The following is an 18,884-nucleotide window of genomic DNA, read 5'->3' on the forward strand; positions in this document are numbered from 1 at the left end:
AATGACAGTGAATGGGGCGATCAGTACGTTCGACGCAGGTCGGCTGTCCGGCCGACGTCTCCGAGGCAGAGAGAAGTCACATGCCCACGCGCACTTTCGCCGTGGCCGCCGCCGTAGGCGCTGCGGCCTTCGCCACCACCGGCATCACCTACGCCTCGCCCGCCGAGTCCACGCAGGTCGCCCCCTCCGTCCAGCGAGCGGCCCACGCCGCCCCGAAGGCCGCGCCGTCCGTCCGGAAGGCCGCCCCCGCGACGGCTCCCGTCGGCAACGGCAACGGCAACGGCAACAAGGGCGGCGAGGGCGGTGACCGGGACGGCGGCGACCGCGGAGGCCGCGGCTCGGGCCACGAGGGACCCGGGTACATCTACTTCAACGAGCGGACGTACTCCGGCTCCGTCGAGGGCTGCATCGCCGCCGCGAGCGGACTCGGCGCCAACAGCTTCAGCATCTACAACGACAGCTGGCGGACCGTCGAGGTCTACCGCGGGTTCAACTGCAACGGCGGCTCACCGGTCGCCACCGTCGGCCCGCACGGCGCCACCCACGGCGTCGTGACCAGCCCCGTCCAAGGAGACGCGTTCAGCTCCGAGGCGCTGCTGGCCGGAGCCATGTTCGGTGACGACGGTGTCGTCGGCAGCTTCCGGGTCGTCCACGACAGCGACTGGTGACAGACCGCCGGTCGAGCCGACGCCGCCTCCGCGCACCCGGAGCACGATCCGGACGTTTCACGTGAAACACTCCCCGATCCCGCTCACCCCTCGGCGGATGGGCGGGCTCCGGCCGACGCCCTGACACAGGGCGATCAGCCACCGCTGCCGGACACCGCCCAGGGCAGGTCCAGGAGTTCCAGCTCCTGACCCGGGCGGGCACCGCCGGGCGGTACGACCGCGAGCGCGTCGGCGGCGGCGATACCGCGCAGCATGGCCGGACCGTTGTAGCGCAGCGGGACCGCCTGGTCGCCGTGCAGGGCGACGGGGATCAGCCGGGTGTCGTACGGGTGCCCGTGCACCCCTTCCCGTACGGGCAGCGTGTACGGCTCCGGCGCCGCCCGCCCCGCCAGGATGCGCAGCAGTGGCTCGGCGAGCGTGAGCAGCCCGGAGACGGCCGCCAGGGGGTTGCCGGGCAGGCCGACCAGATGCTGGTTCTCCCGGGTTCGGGCCAGCAGCATGGGATGGCCCGGACGCACCTCGACCCCGTCCACGAGGAGCCGGGCGCCGATACGGCTCAGGGTGGGGTGGACGTGGTCGAGCGGGCCCGCGGCGGTGCCGCCGGTCGTGACGATCAGGTCGGCGCCGGAACCCGCGACCGCCTTGTGCAGGGCCTTCGCGTCGTCTCGCAGCCTGCGCACGGCGATGACGTCGGCGCCGAGCGCCCGCAGCCAGGGCGGCAGCATCGGGCCGAGCGCGTCCCGGATCAGGCCCTCCTGGGGGAGTCCCTGGGTGAGCAACTCGTCGCCCAGGACGAGAACTTCGACACGTGCGCGGGGAATGACCGCGAGGGTGTCGTATCCGGCGGCAGCAGCGAGGCCCAGCACGGCCGGGGTGACCAGGACACCGGCGGCCAGAAGCTGGTCACCGCTGCGGCACTCCTGACCGCGCGGCCGGATGTCCTGCCCGTGCACGACCGTCGGCGTCGCGCCGGGCCGCCCGGAGCCGGCGGCGCCGGGAAGGGCCGCGTGCAGGCGTCCCTTGTCGTCGATGCGTCCGTGTTCGCTGCGGAGGACGGCGGTGGCGTCCCGGGGGACGCGTGCGCCGGTGGCGATCCGTACCGCCTCGCCGTCGGTGAGGGACCCGGGCTTCGCGTGACCGGCGAGGACGCCTTCCTCACGGACCTCCCAGGGGCCGGGGCCGGCGACCGCCCAGCCGTCCATCGCGGAGGTGTCGAAGGAGGGCAGGTCCGTGAGCGCGTCGAGCGGCGCGGCGGTCACCAGGCCCAGAGCGGCGTCCAGGGGCACGGAGACGGGCGTGCGGCGCGGCAGTGAACGCGCCGCCCGCTCCGCGGCGGTGCGGGCGGCGGGCCACGGGGTGGCCCTGTGCTGTCCGTCCCCGTCGCTGCGCGCGGTGTGCGGGGCGGGCACGGTGTCGGGCGCGGGTGTCCGTGCGGCGGCGTCGCCCCGGTCCCGTCCGGGGCCCGCCGGGCGTCGGGGGTCCTTGACCAAGGCCAGGGCCTCCTCCACGTCGAATTCGTCGGCGTCCCGGCCGACGCGGGCGCCCGGCGAGGTCATCAGGCGTCCGGGGCGGCGTCGGAACCGGGGCCCGCGGGGGCGTGGGGGCCGGAGCCCGTCGGGGCGTGGGGGCCGGGCGCGGCTCCGGCTCCGGGCGCGGCACCCGGGGTGACGTTCTCGGTGTCCTTCACGGCAGCCTTCTTGGTGTCCTCCCCGTCCTCGGGGGTGTCCTCGTCGGCCCAGCGCAGCGCCAGCGCGGCGGCCTTGCGGGCGGCCGCGGCCACGGCCTCGGGGCCTCCGCCCGCGTGCGCGGCCGCGTACCCCACGAGGAACGTGGTCAGCGGTGCCGCGGGCCGTGCCACTCCGTGCGCTGCGTCGCGCGCCAGGTCGAGCAGGCCGCCGGTGTCGACGTCCAGGTCGATGCCCAGCTCGTCCTTGACTGCGGAAATCCATTCGTCCAACACGTGCCCATGCTCCCTGATACGTGCCCGGGCGGCGGCGATGTCGTCCCAGGTGTCGCAGTCGAAGGACGCGACGGGGTCGGAGATGCGGGTGAGGTCCAGCGCGGCGGTGAGCCGTCGCAGCGGCAGCCCGGTGAGCCCGCCGTGCGCGGCGGCGAGCACGGCCAGTTCCCGGCGCAGGGGCTCCGCCCGGTACGCGGCCACGAGCGGCTGGTCGCGCCCCTCGGGGTCGCTGAGCAGCACGCCTTCGGGGCGCTCCGCGCCGCCGCGCCCGGCGTCGCTCCCCCGAAGGGCGTCGAGCAGCCGTCGTACCGTCCCCTCGTCCAGGAACGGCAGGTCGGCGGAGAGCACCACGACGTCCTCGGCCGACGTGCGGCGCAGCCCGGCGTCGAGGGCGGCCAGCGGCCCCCCGCCGGGTGGGTCCTCGTGGGCCCACCGCACGGGTCGCGCGGTGGTTCTGGGCTCGGACACGACCACCGTGGTGGCGGCCGCTGCGCAGGCGGCGAGCACCCGGTCGAGCAGCGGGCGCCCGCCCACCCGCACTCCGGGTTTGTCCGCGCCGCCCAGGCGCCGGGCGGCACCGCCGGCGAGCACGACGGCGTCGTACGGGGCGGCGGGGCCGGGGGCGCCCGGGTGCTCGTACGCGGTCACCCCCCGAGTATGCGGGCCGCAGCGATCACAGGGAACGCAGAAGCACCGCCGGCTGTTCGACGCAGTCCGCCACGTACCGCAGGAAGCCGCCCGCCGTGCCGCCGTCGCACACCCGGTGGTCGAAGGTCAGCGAGAGCTGGACGACCTGCCGGACCGCCAGTTCGCCCTGGTGCACCCACGGCTTGGGGATGATCCGGCCGACGCCGAGCATGGCCGCCTCGGGGTGGTTGATGATCGGCGTGGACCCGTCGACCCCGAACACGCCGTAGTTGTTCAGCGTGAAGGTGCCGCCCGTGAGGTCGGCGGGGGTCAGGGTGCCCGTCCGCGCGGCCTCGGTCAGCCGGGCGAACTCGGCGCTCAACGACTGTGCGTCGCGGGTGTGGGCGTCCCGGACGACCGGGACGACGAGGCCACGTTCGGTCTGTGCCGCGAAGCCGAGGTGAACGTGGTCGAGCCGGACGATCTCGCGGGCCTGCGTGTCCACCGTCGAGTTGAGCTCGGGGTGGCGGGCCAGCGCGGCGGTGCAGATCCGGGCCAGCAGGGCGAGCAGCGAGATCTTCGGACCGCCCGCGGCGTTCATCGCCGCGCGGGCGGCGAGGAGTTCGGTCGCGTCGGCGTCCACCCAGCAGGTCGCGTCGGGGATCTCGTGCCGACTGCGCGAGAGCTTGTCGGCGACGGCGCCCCGGATGCCCCGCAGGGGGACCCGGGTCCCGGCCGCGGCCGCGGGCGCGGGCGCGGTGGCCGAGGGGGCGGTGGAGGCGTGGGTGGCGGTCACGGCTGTGGCGGCAGGTGCCCGGAGGCCGTCGAGGACCTGCGGCTGCCCGGGGGCGGCGGCCGAGCGCAGCGCGTGCTCCACGTCCGCCCGCAGGATCAGTCCTTCGGGGCCGGAGCCCGTCAGCTCCCTCAGGTCCAGGCCGTTCTCCCGGGCGAGCCTGCGCACCAACGGCGAGATGACGGGGACGGGACCGGTTGTCGGTGCCCCCGCGTTCCGCCGGTCCAGCGCGTCCGTGAGAGCCCGCGCGTCCACGAGGTCCCGCGCGTCCGTGCGCTCCGGGGCGGCCGTGTCCGCGCCGGCCGCCCTGGCCGCGCCGAGCGCCCCGGAGGGGGCGGCGGCGCTCCGGGCGGCGGCCGGGGAGCCGCCGTTCGAGCGGGCTTCGGCGGCGGGCCGCACGGGTGCGGCCGGACTGGTCCGCACCCTCCTGCGGCGCGCCGGAGGCGCTCCGGTCCCGTAGCCCACGAGCACATTGCCGGACCCTTCGTCCGCCCCGCCGGAGGCGGGCGCGTCGCCGCCGACCGCGACCGTCAGCAGGGGGGAACCGACCGGCAGTTCCGTGCCCTCGTCGCCGAAGCGGGCCGTGACCACGCCCCCGTAGGGGCAGGGGACCTCGACCATCGCCTTGGCGGTCTCCACCTCCACGACGGGCTGGTCGACGGCGACGACGTCGCCGACCGCCACCAGCCAGCGGACGATCTCCGCCTCGGTGAGCCCCTCGCCGAGGTCGGGGAGCCTGAACTCCAGCACCTGCGCCATCAGTTGCCCGCCTCCCACTGCAGACGCGCCACGGCGTCCAGGATCCGGTCGACGCCGGGCAGGTGGTGCCGCTCCAGCATCGGCGGCGGATACGGGATGTCGAACCCGGCCACCCGCAGCACCGGCGCCTCCAGGTGGTGGAAACAGCGCTCGCTCACACGGGCCGCTATCTCCCCGCCGGGACCGCCGTAACCGCCCGACTCGTGCACGACGACCGCGCGGCCGGTCCGCCGCACCGACGCCGCGACCGTCTCGTCGTCGAAGGGGACGAGGGAGCGCAGATCGACGACTTCGAGGTCCCAGCCCTCGGCCCGCGCGGCCTCGGCGGCCTCCAGGCAGACGGGCACGGACGGCCCGTACGTGATGAGCGTGGCGCTGCGGCCCGTCCGGCGCACCACCGCGCGGCCGATCGGCTCCACGGACCGCGGCTCGTCGGGGTTCCAGGAGTCCTTCGACCAGTAGAGCCGCTTGGGCTCCAGGAAGACCACCGGGTCGTCGGAGGCGATGGAGGCGCGCAGCAGTCCGTAGGCGTCTTCGACCGTCGCGGGCGTGACGACATGGAGCCCCGGGGTCGCCATGTAGTACGCCTCGGAGGAGTCGCTGTGGTGCTCGACGCCGCCGATGCCGCCGCCGTAGGGGACCCGGATGGTCAGGGGCAGCGGCATGGCGCCGCGGGTGCGGTTGCGCATCCGCGCCACGTGCGAGATCAGCTGCTCGAAGGCAGGGTAGGCGAACGCGTCGAACTGCATCTCCACGACCGGTCGCAGGCCGTACATCGCCATGCCGACGGCGGTGCCGAGGATGCCCGCCTCGGCGAGCGGGGTGTCCGTGCAGCGGTCCTCGCCGAACTCCTTGGCGAGGCCGTCGGTGACCCGGAAGACGCCGCCGAGGGTGCCGACGTCCTCGCCCATGACATGGACGCTCGGGTCGGCCGCCATGGCGTCGCGCAGGGCGCGGGTGAGGGCCTGCGCCATGGTGGCGGGCTTGAGGGCGACGGTGGTCATCGGGCTCCGCCTTCCGGCTCGGATCCGGCGGCGGTGTCCGGTTCGGCCTCGGCCGCCAGCTCGGCGCGCAGCTGTGCCTCCTGCTCGCGCAGTTGCGGCGTGGGCTCGGCGTACACGTGGGCGAACAGGTCCATGGGATCGAGCACCGGGTCCTGGTTCATCCGGGTGCGCAGGTCCGCCGCCATCGTCTCGGCGGCCTCTCGGGCGGCCCGGATGCCGTCCTCGTCGAGAAGGCCCCGCTCGGTCAGCTCCTGTTCCAGGAGCACGATCGGGTCGTGCGCACGCCAGGTCTCGACCTCGGAGTCGCCGCGGTAGCGGGTGGCGTCGTCGGCGTTCGTATGGGCCTCGATGCGGTACGTGACGGCCTCGACGAGCGTCGGACCGCCGCCCGCGCGCGCGTGGCGCACCGCGTCGCTCAGGACCTCGTGCACGGCCGCCGCGTCGTTCCCGTCGACCAGGCGCCCGGGCATTCCGTAGCCGACGGCCTTGTGGGCCAGCGAAGGAGCCGCGGTCTGCTTGTCGAGCGGGACGGAGATGGCGAAGCCGTTGTTCTGGACGAGGAAGACGACCGGGGCCTGCCACACGGCGGCGAAGTTCAGCGCCTCGTGGAAGTCACCCTCGCTGGTGCCGCCGTCGCCCACCAGGGCGAGCGCCACCACGTCGTCGCCCTTGAGGCGGGCGGCGTGGGCGAGGCCCACCGCGTGCGGGAGCTGGGTGGCGAGCGGGGTGCACAGGGGGGCGATGCGGTGCTCGCGGGGGTCGTACCCGGTGTGCCAGTCGCCGCGCAGGAGGGTCAGCGCCTCGACGGGGTCGAGGCCCCGGGCGACGGCGGCGAGCGTGTCGCGGTAGCTGGGGAAGAGCCAGTCGCGCTCCTCCAGGACGAGCGCGGCGGCGACCTCACAGGCCTCCTGGCCCGTGCTGGAGGGGTAGACCGCGAGGCGGCCCTGCTTGGTGAGAGCCGTGGCCTGCGTGTTGTAGCGGCGGCCTCGCACCAGCTCCGTGTACAGGCGGCGCAGCAGATCCGGGTCGACCTGTGCGGCCGTTTCGGTGCCGAGGACGCGATGGGGCAGCGCGTCGGGCAGCAGCGGCGCGGGGTCGGTGCGGGGCTGCCAGGCGGGCGGCGGCGTGGGCCGGTAGGCACCTCGCTGCTCCATGACCGTCATGACGGCACCTCCTCGTGGGAGTGGCTCCGGACGCGGCACAGGTTGTGACGCGCCTCACCTACCGATTGTTCGGTCGTCGGCACATTTTGGCTACAGGCACCCGCAGGCTGTGGACAAACGGTTCTGCACAGCCTGAGATGGACGCAGTACGTCCATGGTAGGGAGGCGGGGGGACATGGCACCTGAACAAATGGCCGAGTCGCCGGAGGCCGGCGCCGTGTCGCCGCCCGCCCGTCCGCTCGACGCGATCGACCAGGACATCCTGCAGATGCTCCAGGCGGACGGCCGTGCCTCCATACGATCCGTGGCCGAACGGGTCCACGTGTCCCGGGCGAACGCCTACGCGCGGATCAACCGCCTCATCGAGGACGGCGTGATCCGCGGCTTCGGAGCACGCGTCGACCACGAACGCGCGGGCCAGGGCACCTCCGCGTACATCACCCTCAAGATCGTGCAGAACTCCTGGCGCACGGTGCGCGAGCAGCTGCGGATACTCCCCGGGGCATCCCACATCGCGCTGGTGGGCGGCGACTTCGACGTGCTGCTGCTGGTGCACACGCCGGACAACAGGGCGCTGCGCGAGCTGGTCCTCACCCGGCTCCAGGCCATCCCGGAGGTCCTCAGCACACGGACGCTGCTGGTGTTCGAGGAGGAGGACCTGGAGCCGGAGCCGGAGGCCTGAAGGTCAGCCCTCCGCCCTGAGACCCCCGAAGACCACCTGTACGACCGCGTCGGCCACCTCGCGCTCGCCCATGCCCCGCCCGTCCGGCCGGTACCACTCCACGATCGAGTTGATCATCCCGAAGACGAGCCGGGTCGCGAGCCGGACCTCCACGTCGCCGCGCACGTCCCCGTCGGCCGCCGCGTCCTTCAGCAGCCCGGCCACCCGGTGGTCGAAGTCGCGGCGCCGCTCCAGGGCCCACCGCTCCGTGGCCGTGTTGCCGCGCACGCGCAGCAGCAGCGTCACGTAGGGGAGCTCGGCGGTGAGCACCTCGACCATCCGCCGTACGACGTACTCCAGGCGCTCCACGGCACGCCCCACGCGCGCGTGCTCCTCGTCGAGGATCTCGAAGAGGCCGTCGAGAGCGCGGCTGACGGCCCGGCGCAGCAGCTCCTCCTTGCCGGCGACATGGTGGTAGATCGACGACTTGGAGATGCCGGCCGCCTTGGAGAGGTGTTCCATGGAGGTGCCGTCGTAGCCGCGCTCGTTGAAGACCTGGACGGCGACGGAGAGCAGGGTCTCCGGGGTGTAGGTGTCCCGCTTGGCGGTGGTCATGAGGTGCCCTCCCTCTTCTCACTGGCGTGCCCGTGGCGGTACAGCGCGAGTGAGGGGGCGTAGCGGCCGGAGGGCTCGCGCAGGTGCAGCTCCTCCAGGAGGTCGTGGGCCCAGCTCCTGCCGAGCCTGCGGCTCCATTCGAAGGGCCCCAGCGGGTAGTTGACACCCAGGCGCATCGCGGTGTCGATGTCCTCCTCGGTGGCGACGCCCTTCGCGACGGCGTCGTGCGCCAGGTCGACGATGCGGGCCACGGTCCGGGCGACGATCATGCCGGGCGCGTCCCCGATCACGCTGACGTCCTTGCCCAGTGCCTGGAAGAGGCCGATGGCCTCCGCGACCGTCTGCGGCGCGGTGTCCTGGGAGGCGGACAGGGCGATGCGGGTGGCCCTGCGGTAGTCCAGCGCCAGGTCGAAGTAGACGACGTCGCGGAACTCGATCGAGGTCTGGCCGTCGGCGAGGGCCAGCTGGCCACCACCGGGCAGCACCAGGCGGGTTCCGTGGTCCTCTTCCTCCTCGCGGACCTGGATGCCCGCCTCGCGGATCAGGGCGAGCAGTTCGCAGGCGGGTCCCAGGTCGCCCTCGACGACGACATGGGCGGGCGGCTGCGCCTTCTCCGCGGTGTGCGGCTCGGGACGTTCGGCGTCGTCCCCGTAGTCGTACCAGCCGTGTCCCGTCTTGCGGCCGTGCCGGCCGGACTCGACGAGCCGGCGCTGGGCGAGCGAGGGGGTGAAGCGCAGGTCCTGGAAGAAGGCCTGCCACACGGAGTGCGTGACGGACTCGTTGACGTCCTGGCCGATCAGGTCGGTGAGTTCGAAGGCGCCCATCCGGAAGCCGCCGGACTCGCGCAGGACCGCGTCGATGGTGGCGGGGTCGGCGGCCTGCGACTCGTAGACCGCGAAGGCCTCGGCGTAGAAGGGCCGCGCGATGCGGTTGACGATGAAGCCGGGGGTGTCCGCGCAGGCGACCGGGGTCTTCCCCCAGGCCCGTGCCGTCTCGTACGCGCGCGTGGCCGACGAGAAGTCGGTCGCGTGCCCGGAGACGACCTCCACGAGGGGCAGCAGCGGCGCAGGGTTGAAGAAGTGCAGTCCGACCAGGCGGCCGGGGTTGCGCAGGGCTCCGCCGATGGCGGTGACGGACAGGGACGAGGTGTTGGTGGCGAGCAGGCAGTCCTCCTCGACGATGTCCTCGAGATCGCGGAACAGCCGCTGCTTGACGTCGAGTTGTTCGAGGACCGCCTCGATGACGAGCGCGCAGTCCGCCAACTCGTCGAGGCTTCGCGCGGGTCGCAGCCGCTCGCGTGCGGCGTCCCGGTCGGCGGCGCCGAACCGGCCCTTCTCGACCAGCCGGTCGAGGCGCGCGCCGATCGCTTCGGCCGCCGCGTCGGCGCGGCCCGCGAGGGTGTCGTAGAGCCGTACGGGGTGGCCCGCGACCAGCGCGACCTGGGCGATGCCCTGGCCCATGGTGCCGGTGCCGACGACGGCCACGGGGCTGTTGAGGTCGAGTGCTGTCATGCTCGCGATCCTCCCGCACAGGGTTTTCCACAGATGCGGCGGACCCCCTTGTCCCGACCGATCGTTCGGTTACTCTAACTCTGACTGTCCGTTCCTGCCCAGCTCGCGAGCGCAACGAAGCGCTCCTGAGACGAGGAGTTGGTCCCCGATGGCCGCCGAACTCACCGCGCACCAGTTGATCGCCCAGCACCGGCCCACCCTCGACCAGACGCTGGAAGCGATCCGCACGCGCGCGTACTGGTCCCCGCATCCCGAACACCCCAAGGCCTACGGCGAGAACGGCAGCCTGGGCATGGCCGAGGGCAAGGCCGCCTTCGACGCGCTCCTCGGCACCCGCCTCGACCTCGGCCAGCCGGGCACCGACGACTGGGTGGGCGGCGAGGTCTCGCCGTACGGCATCGCGCTGGACGTCACGTACCCGCACGCGGACATCGACGTGCTGCTGCCCGCCATGCGGGCCGGTCAGGTTGCCTGGCGCGACGCGGGCGCGGAGACACGCGCGATGGTCTGCCTGGAGATCCTCAAGCGGATCGCCGACCGGACCCACGAGTTCGCGCACGCGGTGATGCACACCAGCGGCCAGGCCTTCATGATGGCGTTCCAGGCGGGCGGCCCGCACGCACAGGACCGCGGCCTGGAGGCGGTGGCCTACGCCTACGCGGAGCAGGTCCGCACCCCGGACACCGCGGAGTGGACCAAGCCCCAGGGCAAGCGGGACCCGATCACCCTCACCAAGCAGTTCACCCCGGTCCCCCGCGGCATCGCGCTCGTGATCGGCTGCAACACCTTCCCGACGTGGAACGGCTACCCGGGCCTGTTCGCCTCCCTGGCCACCGGCAACGCCGTCCTCGTGAAGCCCCACCCGCGCGCGGTGCTGCCGCTCGCGCTCACCGTGGGCATCGCGCGCGAGGTGCTCGCCGAGGCGGGATTCGACCCGAACCTGGTGGCGCTGGCCGCCGAGCGCCCCGGGGAGGGCATCGCCAAGACCCTGGCCGTCCGTCCCGAGATCCGGATCATCGACTACACGGGCTCGACCGCGTTCGGAGACTGGCTGGAGACCCACGCCCGCCAGGCGCAGGTCTACACCGAGAAGGCCGGCGTCAACACGGTGATCGTGGAGTCCACCGCCGACTACAAGGGCATGCTGTCCAACCTGGCCTTCTCCCTGTCCCTGTACAGCGGCCAGATGTGCACGACCCCGCAGAACCTCCTGGTCCCGCGCGACGGCATCCGCACGGACGAGGGCCCCAAGTCGTACGACGAGGTCGTCGCCGACCTGGCCCGGTCGGTCGGCGGGCTCCTCGGGGACGACGCCCGGGCCAACGGGCTGCTCGGAGCCATCGTGAACCCGGACGTGAAGGCCCGCCTGGAGGCCGCCGCCGGCCTCGGCGAGGTCGCCCTCCCCTCCCGGGAGATCACCAACCCGGAGTTCCCCGACGCCGTCGTGCGCACGCCGGTGATCGTGAAGCTCGACGGCGCCCGCAAGTACTGGGAGGGCTCGGACGACGAGGCCGCCTACATGAGCGAGTGCTTCGGCCCCGTCTCCTTCGCGGTCGCGGTCGACTCCGCGGCGGACGCCGTGGACCTGCTCCGCCGGACCGTGCGGGACAAGGGCGCGATGACCGTCGGCGCGTACACCACCGACGAGGAGTTCGAGCGGGCCGTCGAGGAGGTCTGCCTGGAGGAGTCCGCCCAGCTCTCCCTGAACCTCACGGGCGGGGTGTACGTCAACCAGACGGCGGCCTTCTCCGACTTCCACGGCTCCGGCGGCAACCCGGCGGCGAACGCGGCGCTGTGCGACGGCGCGTTCGTGGCGAACCGCTTCCGGGTGGTCGAGGTGCGGCGCGAGCTCTAGGTCGTGTCGGCCCGGGACCTGACGGGCGCGCCCCCGGCGGCGCTCCAGTGGAACAGCGTCATGGCCACACTGGTCGCGAGGTTGTAGCTGGAGACCTGGGGGCGCATCGGCAGCGACACCAGGCGGTCGGCCCGGGCCCGCAGTTCGGGGGAGAGGCCGCTGCGCTCGGAGCCGAACGCGAGCACGGCGTCGTCCGGGAGCTTCGTTCCCCGGATGTCCTCGCCCTCCGGATCGAGGGCGAACACCGGCCCGGGCGGCAGCTCCGCGACCGTCAGCCGCTCCACGGCGGTCGCGAAGTGCAGGCCCGCCCCGCCGCGCACCACCGTCGGGTGCCAGGGGTCGAGGGTTCCCGTCGTGACGACCCCGGTCACGCCGAAGCCGGCCGCCAGCCGGATCACGGCGCCCACGTTGCCGAGGTTGCGCGGCTGGTCGAGCACCACTACCGGCGCCGTGCGGGCCGCGGCCGTCAGCGCCCCCAGACCGTCCTCGCGGGAGGGACGCACCGCGAGCGCGGCGACCGCGGTCGGGTGCGGACGCGGGACCAGGGACCGGTAGACGGCCTCCGGGACCTCCACCAGCAGGCCGTCCAGGGTGTCGCGCACGTCCGGCGCCAGTTCGTCGGCGAGCGCCAGCGCCGCCCGCCGGTCACCGGTGACCGCCGCCAGGATCTCGGCCCGGAAGCGCACCGCGTGCTTGAGCGCGTGGAAACCGTCGAGCAGGACACCGGCGCCGGCGAACCGCTGCCAGGTGTCCACCGTGTCCCGCGCTCCGTCGCGGCCGCCAGCCACGGCGCGGGCGTCAGCCACGGCACCGGCATCAGCCGGGGCCAGGTCGTCGCCGGGGGCGCGGTGGTCAGCGGGGGCCTGGTCTTCGCCAGGGTCGCGGTGGTCAGCGGGGTCCTTCATGCGGTGAAGCCTACGTGCGCGTCCTCGGTTCCCTCCGGGGTGCGCGGGCCCCCCGCGCGCTGGCCCGGCAGCTTCGCGCCGCCGCCCGGCAGGAACCGGCCCCACGCGCGTGCCGCCAGTCCGCCCAGCCGCCGCAGGAAGGGCGTCGGCAGGAACACCGAGTCGGCGGCGATCATCGCGAGCGAGAAGAACGGCAGTCCGAGGACCACGGCGATCACGGCGTGCTCCGTCATCATCGCCGCCAGCAGCACGTTCTTGACCCGCCGGTTGAACAGCGTGAAGGGGAAGGCGACCTGCACGACGACCGTCCCGTAGGTCACCAGCATCACGATCGTGCCGTGTGCGGCCAGCAGGTCGGACAGGGCCGGCCAGGGCGAGAAGTAGTCGAGGTGGAGCGGGTAGTAGACCGCGGTGCCGTCCTGCCAGCGCGAGCCCTGGATCTTGTACCAGCCCGCCGTCGCGTAGATCAGACACGCCTCGGCCATGATCACGAACAGCGCCGCGTTGTGCACCACGTTGGCGATCACGTCGAGCAGGATCCGCGGCTGCCGGGTGCGTGCCCGGCCGGTGGCCCACCACAGCGCCTGTACGGCCCACAGGCCCCAGAAGACCGCCGACCAGCCGGCCCCGAGGTGTCCCGCCGCCGTCACCGCGGCCAGCAGCAGACCGAGCACCGCCCACAGGACGGGCCCGACCCGGTCCGGGCCCGCGGCCCGGGAGGCCTCACCGCGCGCGCGTGCCTCCCCCGCGAGCCGTGCGCGCCGGGCGTCCAGCGACCACACCCGGCCGCAGCGCGTGCCCACCAGGTACATCGCCATCAGATGGATGACGTTGTCCCCGCCGTCCCCCATGAAGACGCTGCGGTTCTGCAGGGAGAGCACGCCGACCATGAACAGCACGGACATCGTGCGGGTCCGCCAGCCCGCCAGCAGCAGGACGCTGGAGAGGACGGCCAGGGCGTAGACGCTCTCGAACCACACCTGGCTGTCGGACCACATCAGGGCCGTGAAGGCGTGGTTGTCCGCGACGAGCCGCCGGCCGAGCTCCCAGCTCCAGGGTCCGTCCGGGCCGTACATCTCCTGACGGTCGGGGAACTCCCGCAGCAGGAAGAGCAGCCAGGTGCCGGCGAAGCCGATACGGATCACGGCGGCCTGGTACGGGCCCAGCGCGGCGTCGGTGACCCGGGTGATGCCACGGGAGACGGGCACGGCGAATCGGTTCATCGGGCGCTCGCCTCCGTGCTCCGCGTGTCCGTCAGGTCCTTCTCGGTGACCGTCCACCAGGGGAGCTCGCGCAGGACCGGCCGGTCGGACACCTGCTCGTCGCTCCAGTCGGGGGGAGGCACGTTGGTGGTACGGGAGCGGACCTGGACGCGTTCGACGAGGGCGCCCTTGCCACCCGCCTCCTCGCGGGCCAGGCGCAGGAGCACGACGCGGCGCAAATAGCGTTCCGAGAGGTCGCCGCGCAGGCCCACCGGGCGGTTGTCGTTGTCGTGGGTGCCGACGTAGAAGTCCCAGGCCCGGCGCAGTTCGTTCTGCTGGGTGTGGCTCGGGAGCAGGTTGCCGTCGATGGCCGCGCCGTCGAGCGCGGACAGGTCGTACCAGCCGGTCTCGGTGGCACTGCCGTCCGTGCCGCGGACCCGCGCGCGGACCTGCACGTCGATGTTCTGCTGCAGCGGGTTGGGGGCGAAGAGCTTCCAGTTCTGCTCGAACTCGGGGTACACCCACTGGTCGATCGCCTTGCCGTGCTGCTTGGTCACGGTGTTCGAGGGCGCGACGTGCAGGAACACCATGCCGAGATGCACGCAGGCGAGGACCGCGACGACGGCGAGCGCGAAGGCCGCGACGATCTGATGACGCAGGGACAGGGCGGCGATGCCGGCGACGGGGGCCGGGGCGGGGCTGGACTCCGGCGGGGAGAAGGGCTCGCCGTGCGCGCGGGTGGTTGCCGGCTGCGGGAAGGGCTCACGCGTCGTGGGGCTGGGCTCCGGCATCCCGCGGGGACTCGCCGCGTGGGGCGGGTCGGCGTGGGGTTTCTCCGACGGGTCGGCGGGGGACGGGTCGGCGTGCGGGGTCTCGGCGCGAGACGGGTCGGCGTCGGACCGGTCGGCGTGCAGGGCCTCGGCGCGAGACGGGTGTGCGTCAGACGGGTCGGCGTCGGACGGCTCACGGGCGGGGCCTCCCGGCGTGGGATCACGCTCGGCGGCCACCTCCCCGCCGGCCGGTTCCGGTGCGGCAGCGGGGGGTGCGTCGTCGGGCAGGGCACCGGTGGGGACGGGGCCGTCGCGCAGGGGGCTGCCGGGACCGTCCGGCCCGTGTCGGGCGTCCGAGCCCTCGTCGTACGCGTCCATTCCGCCCCGATTCCCGTCCCGGTCCGATGCCCGCCGCCGGACGCGCGGCGCCCGGGCCGCCGCGCGCAGCACTCCGCGGCGTGCGCACGGGAACCGTACTCAGGCCCGGCCTCCCGGCACAGCCCCGTCCGGCACACCGGGACCGACCGTCGCGTCGAGGTTATCCACAGCGGTTGACACCATACGGCGCCCGTCCCACCATTGATTCGACAGAACCGAACGATCGGTCGGTCGGGAGCGAGAGGTCGAGGGGGACCGCATGGCGACAGCAGCAGCGCAGCGCACGGCCCGTACACAGGCGGGAGAAGCCGCGGGCGATGCCGTTTCCACGGCGGCGTACCAGGCCGTCTTCGACGCCTCGGTGGCGGCCGACGAGCGCATCGAGCCCCGGGACTGGATGCCCGACGCCTACCGCTCCACCCTCGTCCGGCAGATCGCCCAGCACGCCCACTCCGAGATCATCGGCATGCAGCCGGAGGCGAACTGGATCACGCGCGCTCCCTCGCTGCGCCGCAAGGCGATCCTGATGGCCAAGGTCCAGGACGAGGCGGGACACGGCCTCTATCTCTACAGCGCGGCCGAGACGCTCGGCACCAGCCGTGACGAGCTGCTCGACAAGCTGCACTCCGGACGCCAGAAGTACTCGTCGATCTTCAACTACCCGACGCTGACCTGGGCGGACGTCGGTGCGATCGGCTGGCTGGTGGACGGCGCCGCGATCACCAACCAGGTCCCCCTGTGCCGCTGCTCGTACGGGCCCTACGCACGCGCGATGGTCCGCGTCTGCAAGGAGGAGTCCTTCCACCAGCGCCAGGGGTACGAGCTGCTGCTCGCCCTCAGCGGCGGCACCCCGGCACAGCACGAGATGGCGCAGGACGCGGTGAACCGCTGGTGGTGGCCCTCCCTGATGATGTTCGGACCGCCCGACGACGAGTCCTCGCACTCGGCGCAGTCCATGGCCTGGAAGATCAAACGCCACTCGAACGACGAGCTGCGCCAGCGCTTCGTGGACATCTGCGTCCCCCAGGCCGAGTCGCTCGGCCTGACCCTCCCGGACCCGGACCTGGTGTGGAACGAGGAGCGGGGCCAGCACGACTTCGGCGCGATCGACTGGACGGAGTTCCGGGAGGTCCTCAAGGGCAACGGCCCGTGCAACGACCAGCGCATCACACAGCGCAGGCAGGCCCACGAAGAGGGCGCATGGGTGAGGGAGGCGGCCGCGGCCTACGCAGACAAGCAGACCGCCGGTCCGACCGCGGAGATACCCGGCTCGGCCGACGAGAACGGGAAGGCGCGCGCATGACCACCAACGACTGGCCGCTGTGGGAGGTCTTCGTGCGCTCGCGCCGCGGGCTCTCGCACACCCACGCAGGCAGCCTGCACGCACCGGACGCAGAGCTGGCGCTGCGCAACGCGCGGGATCTGTACACCCGTCGCGGCGAGGGCATCTCGATCTGGGTCGTCCCGTCCGCCGCGATCACCGCGTCCTCCCCCGACGAGAAGGACCCGTTCTTCGAGCCGTCCGCGGACAAGCCCTACCGCCACCCGACGTTCTACGAAATCCCGGAAGGGGTGAAGCACCTGTGACGCACGCATCCGACACCCGGACGCCCCGGGCCACGGCGACCACGGCACAGACGTCCACGGCCCCCGCCGGGTCCGGGACGGCGACCGCCGCGGCCCTCGCCCTCGGAGACGACGCCCTGGTGCTCTCGCACCGCCTGGGGGAGTGGGCCGGCCACGCGCCCGTCCTCGAGGAGGAAGTGGCCCTGGCCAACGTCGCGTTGGACCTGCTCGGCCAGGCCAGGGTGCTGCTGTCCATGGCGGGCGACGAGGACGAGCTCGCGTATCTGCGCGAGGAGCGCGCCTTCCGCAACCTCCAGCTCGTCGAGCAGCCCAACGGCGACTTCGCGCACACCATCGCCCGCCAGCTGTACTTCTCCACCTACCAGCACCTCCTGTACGCGCAACTGGCGGCCGGCGGCGGTGTGTTCGCGCCGCTCGCGGCGAAGGCCGTCAAGGAGGTCGCCTACCACCGGGACCACGCCGAGCAGTGGACCCTGCGGCTCGGCGACGGCACGGAGGTCAGCCATGAGCGGATGCGGCAGGCCTGCGAGGCCCTGTGGCGGTTCACGGGAGAGATGTTCCAGCCCGTCGAGGGCGTGGACGTCGACCGGGAGGCTCTCAGGACCGGTTGGCTGGAGTCCGTCACCGACGTCCTGCGGCGCGCGACGCTGGAGGTCCCCGAAGGCCCCCAGGCCGGGGCGTGGAGGGCGGGAGCGGGACGCGAGGGCCTGCACACCGAGTCCTTCGGCCGGATGCTCGCCGAGATGCAGCACCTGCACCGCAGCCACCCGGGGGCGTCATGGTGACCACGGCCACCGCCCTGGAGGAGGAACTGCGCCGGCTGGCCGGGTCCGTTCCCGACCCGGAGCTGCCCGTGCTCACCCTGGAGGACCTGGGCGTACTGCGCTCCGTGCACGTGCGGGGCGAGGGCGCCGTCGACGTGGAGCTGACCCCGACGTACACCGGCTGTCCGGCCGTCGAGGCGATGACCACGGACATCGAGCGCGTACTGCACGAACACGGGGTGCGGGAGGTGTCCGTGCGCACGGTGCTCAGTCCGGCCTGGTCGACGGAAGACATCTCGGACGAAGGACGCCGCAAGCTGCGGGAGTTCGGGATTGCGCCGCCCCGCGGCGGACGGCCGGCGGGTCCGGTGACGGTCGGCCTGGGACCGACCCGCACGCTCGCGCGGACGACGGCCGAGGACGACCCGGAGCCCGTGTGCTGTCCGCACTGCGGCTCGACCGACACGGAGTTGCTCAGCCGCTTCTCGTCCACCGCCTGCAAGGCGCTGCGCCGCTGCCTGTCCTGCCGTGAACCGTTCGACCACTTCAAGGAGTTGTGATGGCCCGCTTCCACCCGCTCCCGGTGGCCGCGGTCGACCGGCTCACCGACGACTCGGTCGCCCTGACCTTCGCGGTGCCCCCCGCTCTGCGCGCGGAGTACCGGCACGATCCCGGTCAGCACCTCGCGCTGCGCCGCACGGTCGACGGCACGGAGATTCGGCGCACGTACTCCATCTGTTCCCCCGCGCCCGCCCCGGGCGACGAGGGCCCGGCCACCCTGCGGGTCGGGGTGCGTCTGGTCGACGGCGGCGCGTTCTCGACGTACGCGCTCAAGGAGATCGCCGTCGGCGACGTGGTGGAGGTGATGACACCGGCGGGACGGTTCACGCTGGAGCCGGCGGCCGGGCTGTACGCGGCCGTGGTCGGCGGCAGCGGGATCACCCCCGTACTGTCGATCGTCTCGACGCTGCTGACGCGCGAGCCCGAGGCGCGGTTCTGCCTGATACGCGGCGACCGGACGTCCGCGTCGACGATGTTCCTCGAAGAGGTCGCCGACCTCAAGGACCGCTTCCCGCAACGGTTCCAGCTGGTCACCGTGCTCTCCCGGGAGGAACAGCAGGCCGGGCTGCCCTCCGGGCGGCTCGACCAGGATCGGCTGGCGCGGCTGCTCCCGGCGCTGCTCCCCGTGGACCGGGTGGCGGGATGGTTCCTGTGCGGGCCCTTCGGTCTGGTGCAGGGCGCCGAGCGCGCCCTGCGCGAGCTCGGCGTGCGGAGGGCCCGGATCCACGAGGAGATCTTCCACGTGGACGACGGGGACACCAAGGTCGCCGGCCCGCCGGCTCCCGCACACAGCACGGTGACGGCGCGGCTCGACGGCCGTGGAGGGACCTGGTCCGTCGAGGACGGCGAGTCGCTGCTGGACGCGGTGCTGCGCAACCGGCCGGACGCCCCCTACGCCTGCAAGGGCGGGGTGTGCGGAACCTGCCGCGCCTTCCTGGTCTCCGGTGAGGTGCGGATGGACCGCAACTTCGCGCTGGAGCCGGAGGAGACCGAAGCGGGATATGTGCTGGCCTGTCAGTCCCACCCGGCCACGGAGACCGTGGAGTTGGACTTCGACCGGTAGCCGGAGGCGGGGTGACCGTTCCCTTCTCATAGAACCTG

General features: G+C 73.2%; 18 protein-coding genes. 8 read left to right on the plus strand and 10 right to left on the minus strand.

What is annotated here, in order from left to right; genetic code table 11:
* The first annotated feature begins 80 nt into the window (after positions 1–80).
* On the plus strand, positions 81–668 hold the full coding sequence (locus OG776_RS21050; RefSeq protein WP_148009796.1) for a hypothetical protein: 588 nt from the start codon (positions 81–83) through the stop codon (positions 666–668).
* A gap of 134 nt (positions 669–802) precedes the next feature.
* Here OG776_RS21050 and OG776_RS21055 read toward each other — a convergent pair whose 3' ends face one another.
* Genes OG776_RS21055 through pdhA form a run of 5 tightly spaced genes read right to left on the minus strand, consistent with a single transcriptional unit; the run spans position 803 to position 6,974 of the window.
* Entirely contained in the window at positions 803–2,224 is a 1,422-nt protein-coding gene (locus OG776_RS21055; RefSeq protein ID WP_148009797.1) for a molybdopterin molybdotransferase MoeA, read from the minus strand.
* On the minus strand, positions 2,224–3,276 hold the full coding sequence (locus OG776_RS21060; RefSeq protein ID WP_329322177.1) for an NTP transferase domain-containing protein: 1,053 nt from the start codon (positions 3,274–3,276) through the stop codon (positions 2,224–2,226). Before OG776_RS21060 ends, OG776_RS21055 begins: the two co-directional genes overlap by 1 nt.
* Before the next feature lie 25 nt (positions 3,277–3,301).
* A complete protein-coding gene (locus OG776_RS21065; RefSeq protein WP_148009337.1) occupies positions 3,302–4,807 on the minus strand; it encodes a dihydrolipoamide acetyltransferase family protein in 1,506 nt (501 codons plus the stop codon).
* The gene (locus tag OG776_RS21070; RefSeq protein ID WP_148009336.1) at positions 4,807–5,811 is read right to left on the minus strand and encodes an alpha-ketoacid dehydrogenase subunit beta; all 1,005 of its coding nucleotides are present in this window, start codon (positions 5,809–5,811) and stop codon (positions 4,807–4,809) included. Before OG776_RS21070 ends, OG776_RS21065 begins: the two co-directional genes overlap by 1 nt.
* Positions 5,808–6,974, minus strand: coding sequence for a pyruvate dehydrogenase (acetyl-transferring) E1 component subunit alpha (gene pdhA / locus OG776_RS21075; RefSeq protein ID WP_148009335.1), 1,167 nt, complete (start codon positions 6,972–6,974; stop codon positions 5,808–5,810). The genes OG776_RS21070 and pdhA overlap by 4 nt, the downstream gene beginning before the upstream one ends.
* Positions 6,975–7,164: 190 nt before the next feature.
* Here pdhA and OG776_RS21080 point away from each other — a divergent pair, with 190 nt between their 5' ends.
* Positions 7,165–7,656 carry an Lrp/AsnC family transcriptional regulator gene (locus tag OG776_RS21080; protein ID WP_148009507.1) on the plus strand — a complete coding sequence of 164 codons (492 nt, stop codon included), beginning with the start codon at positions 7,165–7,167 and terminating at the stop codon, positions 7,654–7,656.
* Positions 7,657–7,659: 3 nt separating this feature from the next.
* Here the strand turns inward: OG776_RS21080 and OG776_RS21085 are convergent, their stop codons facing one another.
* Positions 7,660–8,250, minus strand: a complete 591-nt coding sequence (locus OG776_RS21085) for a TetR/AcrR family transcriptional regulator (protein WP_148009334.1) — start codon at positions 8,248–8,250, stop codon at positions 7,660–7,662.
* On the minus strand, positions 8,247–9,761 hold the full coding sequence (locus OG776_RS21090; protein WP_148009333.1) for a 3-hydroxyacyl-CoA dehydrogenase: 1,515 nt from the start codon (positions 9,759–9,761) through the stop codon (positions 8,247–8,249). The genes OG776_RS21085 and OG776_RS21090 overlap by 4 nt, the downstream gene beginning before the upstream one ends.
* 148 nt (positions 9,762–9,909) lie before the next feature.
* On the opposite strand from OG776_RS21090, the gene paaN reads away from it, so the two are divergent.
* Positions 9,910–11,616 (plus strand): phenylacetic acid degradation protein PaaN, encoded by a 1,707-nt coding sequence (gene paaN, locus OG776_RS21095; protein WP_148009332.1) that lies wholly within the window; start codon positions 9,910–9,912, stop codon positions 11,614–11,616.
* On the opposite strand, the gene OG776_RS21100 is transcribed toward paaN, so the two are convergent.
* Genes OG776_RS21100 through OG776_RS21110 form a run of 3 tightly spaced genes read right to left on the minus strand, consistent with a single transcriptional unit; the run spans position 11,613 to position 14,871 of the window.
* Positions 11,613–12,521 (minus strand): TrmH family RNA methyltransferase, encoded by a 909-nt coding sequence (locus tag OG776_RS21100; protein ID WP_187285618.1) that lies wholly within the window; start codon positions 12,519–12,521, stop codon positions 11,613–11,615. The genes paaN and OG776_RS21100 overlap by 4 nt on opposite strands.
* Positions 12,518–13,744: an HTTM domain-containing protein gene (locus tag OG776_RS21105; protein ID WP_148009331.1), complete on the minus strand. Its 1,227-nt coding sequence runs from the start codon at positions 13,742–13,744 to the stop codon at positions 12,518–12,520. Before OG776_RS21105 ends, OG776_RS21100 begins: the two co-directional genes overlap by 4 nt.
* Positions 13,741–14,871 carry a DUF5819 family protein gene (locus OG776_RS21110; RefSeq protein WP_329322183.1) on the minus strand — a complete coding sequence of 377 codons (1,131 nt, stop codon included), beginning with the start codon at positions 14,869–14,871 and terminating at the stop codon, positions 13,741–13,743. Before OG776_RS21110 ends, OG776_RS21105 begins: the two co-directional genes overlap by 4 nt.
* A gap of 259 nt (positions 14,872–15,130) precedes the next feature.
* Between OG776_RS21110 and paaA the strand changes: the two genes are divergently transcribed.
* From paaA to OG776_RS21135, 5 genes are read left to right on the plus strand one after another with little or no spacing between them, the layout of a single operon-like run.
* Complete coding sequence (gene paaA, locus OG776_RS21115; protein WP_148009330.1) at positions 15,131–16,174, plus strand: 1,2-phenylacetyl-CoA epoxidase subunit PaaA; 1,044 nt, start codon at positions 15,131–15,133, stop codon at positions 16,172–16,174.
* Positions 16,171–16,458 (plus strand): 1,2-phenylacetyl-CoA epoxidase subunit PaaB, encoded by a 288-nt coding sequence (paaB, locus tag OG776_RS21120; protein WP_148009329.1) that lies wholly within the window; start codon positions 16,171–16,173, stop codon positions 16,456–16,458. Before paaA ends, paaB begins: the two co-directional genes overlap by 4 nt.
* On the plus strand, positions 16,455–17,243 hold the full coding sequence (gene paaC / locus OG776_RS21125) for a 1,2-phenylacetyl-CoA epoxidase subunit PaaC (RefSeq protein WP_148009328.1): 789 nt from the start codon (positions 16,455–16,457) through the stop codon (positions 17,241–17,243). The genes paaB and paaC overlap by 4 nt, the downstream gene beginning before the upstream one ends.
* Entirely contained in the window at positions 17,237–17,782 is a 546-nt protein-coding gene (gene paaD / locus OG776_RS21130; protein WP_148009327.1) for a 1,2-phenylacetyl-CoA epoxidase subunit PaaD, read from the plus strand. The genes paaC and paaD overlap by 7 nt, the downstream gene beginning before the upstream one ends.
* On the plus strand, positions 17,782–18,846 hold the full coding sequence (locus tag OG776_RS21135; protein ID WP_148009326.1) for a 2Fe-2S iron-sulfur cluster-binding protein: 1,065 nt from the start codon (positions 17,782–17,784) through the stop codon (positions 18,844–18,846). Before paaD ends, OG776_RS21135 begins: the two co-directional genes overlap by 1 nt.
* Positions 18,847–18,884 lie beyond the last annotated feature (38 nt).

Origin of the sequence: Streptomyces sp. NBC_01689, from assembly GCF_036250675.1 — a bacterium.
GTDB lineage: Bacteria > Actinomycetota > Actinomycetes > Streptomycetales > Streptomycetaceae > Streptomyces.

What these genes read in the sequence shown, in the direction of transcription:
- OG776_RS21050 (WP_148009796.1), top strand. Translation starts at nt 81, where the DNA reads ATGCCCACGCGCACTTTCGCCGTGGCCGCCGCCGTAGGCGCTGCGGCC.
- OG776_RS21055 (WP_148009797.1), bottom strand. Translation starts at nt 2,224, where the DNA reads ATGACCTCGCCGGGCGCCCGCGTCGGCCGGGACGCCGACGAATTCGAC.
- OG776_RS21065 (WP_148009337.1), bottom strand. Translation starts at nt 4,807, where the DNA reads ATGGCGCAGGTGCTGGAGTTCAGGCTCCCCGACCTCGGCGAGGGGCTC.
- OG776_RS21070 (WP_148009336.1), bottom strand. Translation starts at nt 5,811, where the DNA reads ATGACCACCGTCGCCCTCAAGCCCGCCACCATGGCGCAGGCCCTCACC.
- pdhA (WP_148009335.1), bottom strand. Translation starts at nt 6,974, where the DNA reads ATGACGGTCATGGAGCAGCGAGGTGCCTACCGGCCCACGCCGCCGCCC.
- OG776_RS21080 (WP_148009507.1), top strand. Translation starts at nt 7,165, where the DNA reads ATGGCCGAGTCGCCGGAGGCCGGCGCCGTGTCGCCGCCCGCCCGTCCG.
- OG776_RS21085 (WP_148009334.1), bottom strand. Translation starts at nt 8,250, where the DNA reads ATGACCACCGCCAAGCGGGACACCTACACCCCGGAGACCCTGCTCTCC.
- OG776_RS21090 (WP_148009333.1), bottom strand. Translation starts at nt 9,761, where the DNA reads ATGACAGCACTCGACCTCAACAGCCCCGTGGCCGTCGTCGGCACCGGC.
- paaN (WP_148009332.1), top strand. Translation starts at nt 9,910, where the DNA reads ATGGCCGCCGAACTCACCGCGCACCAGTTGATCGCCCAGCACCGGCCC.
- OG776_RS21100 (WP_187285618.1), bottom strand. Translation starts at nt 12,521, where the DNA reads ATGAAGGACCCCGCTGACCACCGCGACCCTGGCGAAGACCAGGCCCCC.
- OG776_RS21105 (WP_148009331.1), bottom strand. Translation starts at nt 13,744, where the DNA reads ATGAACCGATTCGCCGTGCCCGTCTCCCGTGGCATCACCCGGGTCACC.
- OG776_RS21110 (WP_329322183.1), bottom strand. Translation starts at nt 14,871, where the DNA reads ATGGACGCGTACGACGAGGGCTCGGACGCCCGACACGGGCCGGACGGT.
- paaA (WP_148009330.1), top strand. Translation starts at nt 15,131, where the DNA reads ATGGCGACAGCAGCAGCGCAGCGCACGGCCCGTACACAGGCGGGAGAA.
- paaB (WP_148009329.1), top strand. Translation starts at nt 16,171, where the DNA reads ATGACCACCAACGACTGGCCGCTGTGGGAGGTCTTCGTGCGCTCGCGC.
- paaD (WP_148009327.1), top strand. Translation starts at nt 17,237, where the DNA reads ATGGTGACCACGGCCACCGCCCTGGAGGAGGAACTGCGCCGGCTGGCC.
- OG776_RS21135 (WP_148009326.1), top strand. Translation starts at nt 17,782, where the DNA reads ATGGCCCGCTTCCACCCGCTCCCGGTGGCCGCGGTCGACCGGCTCACC.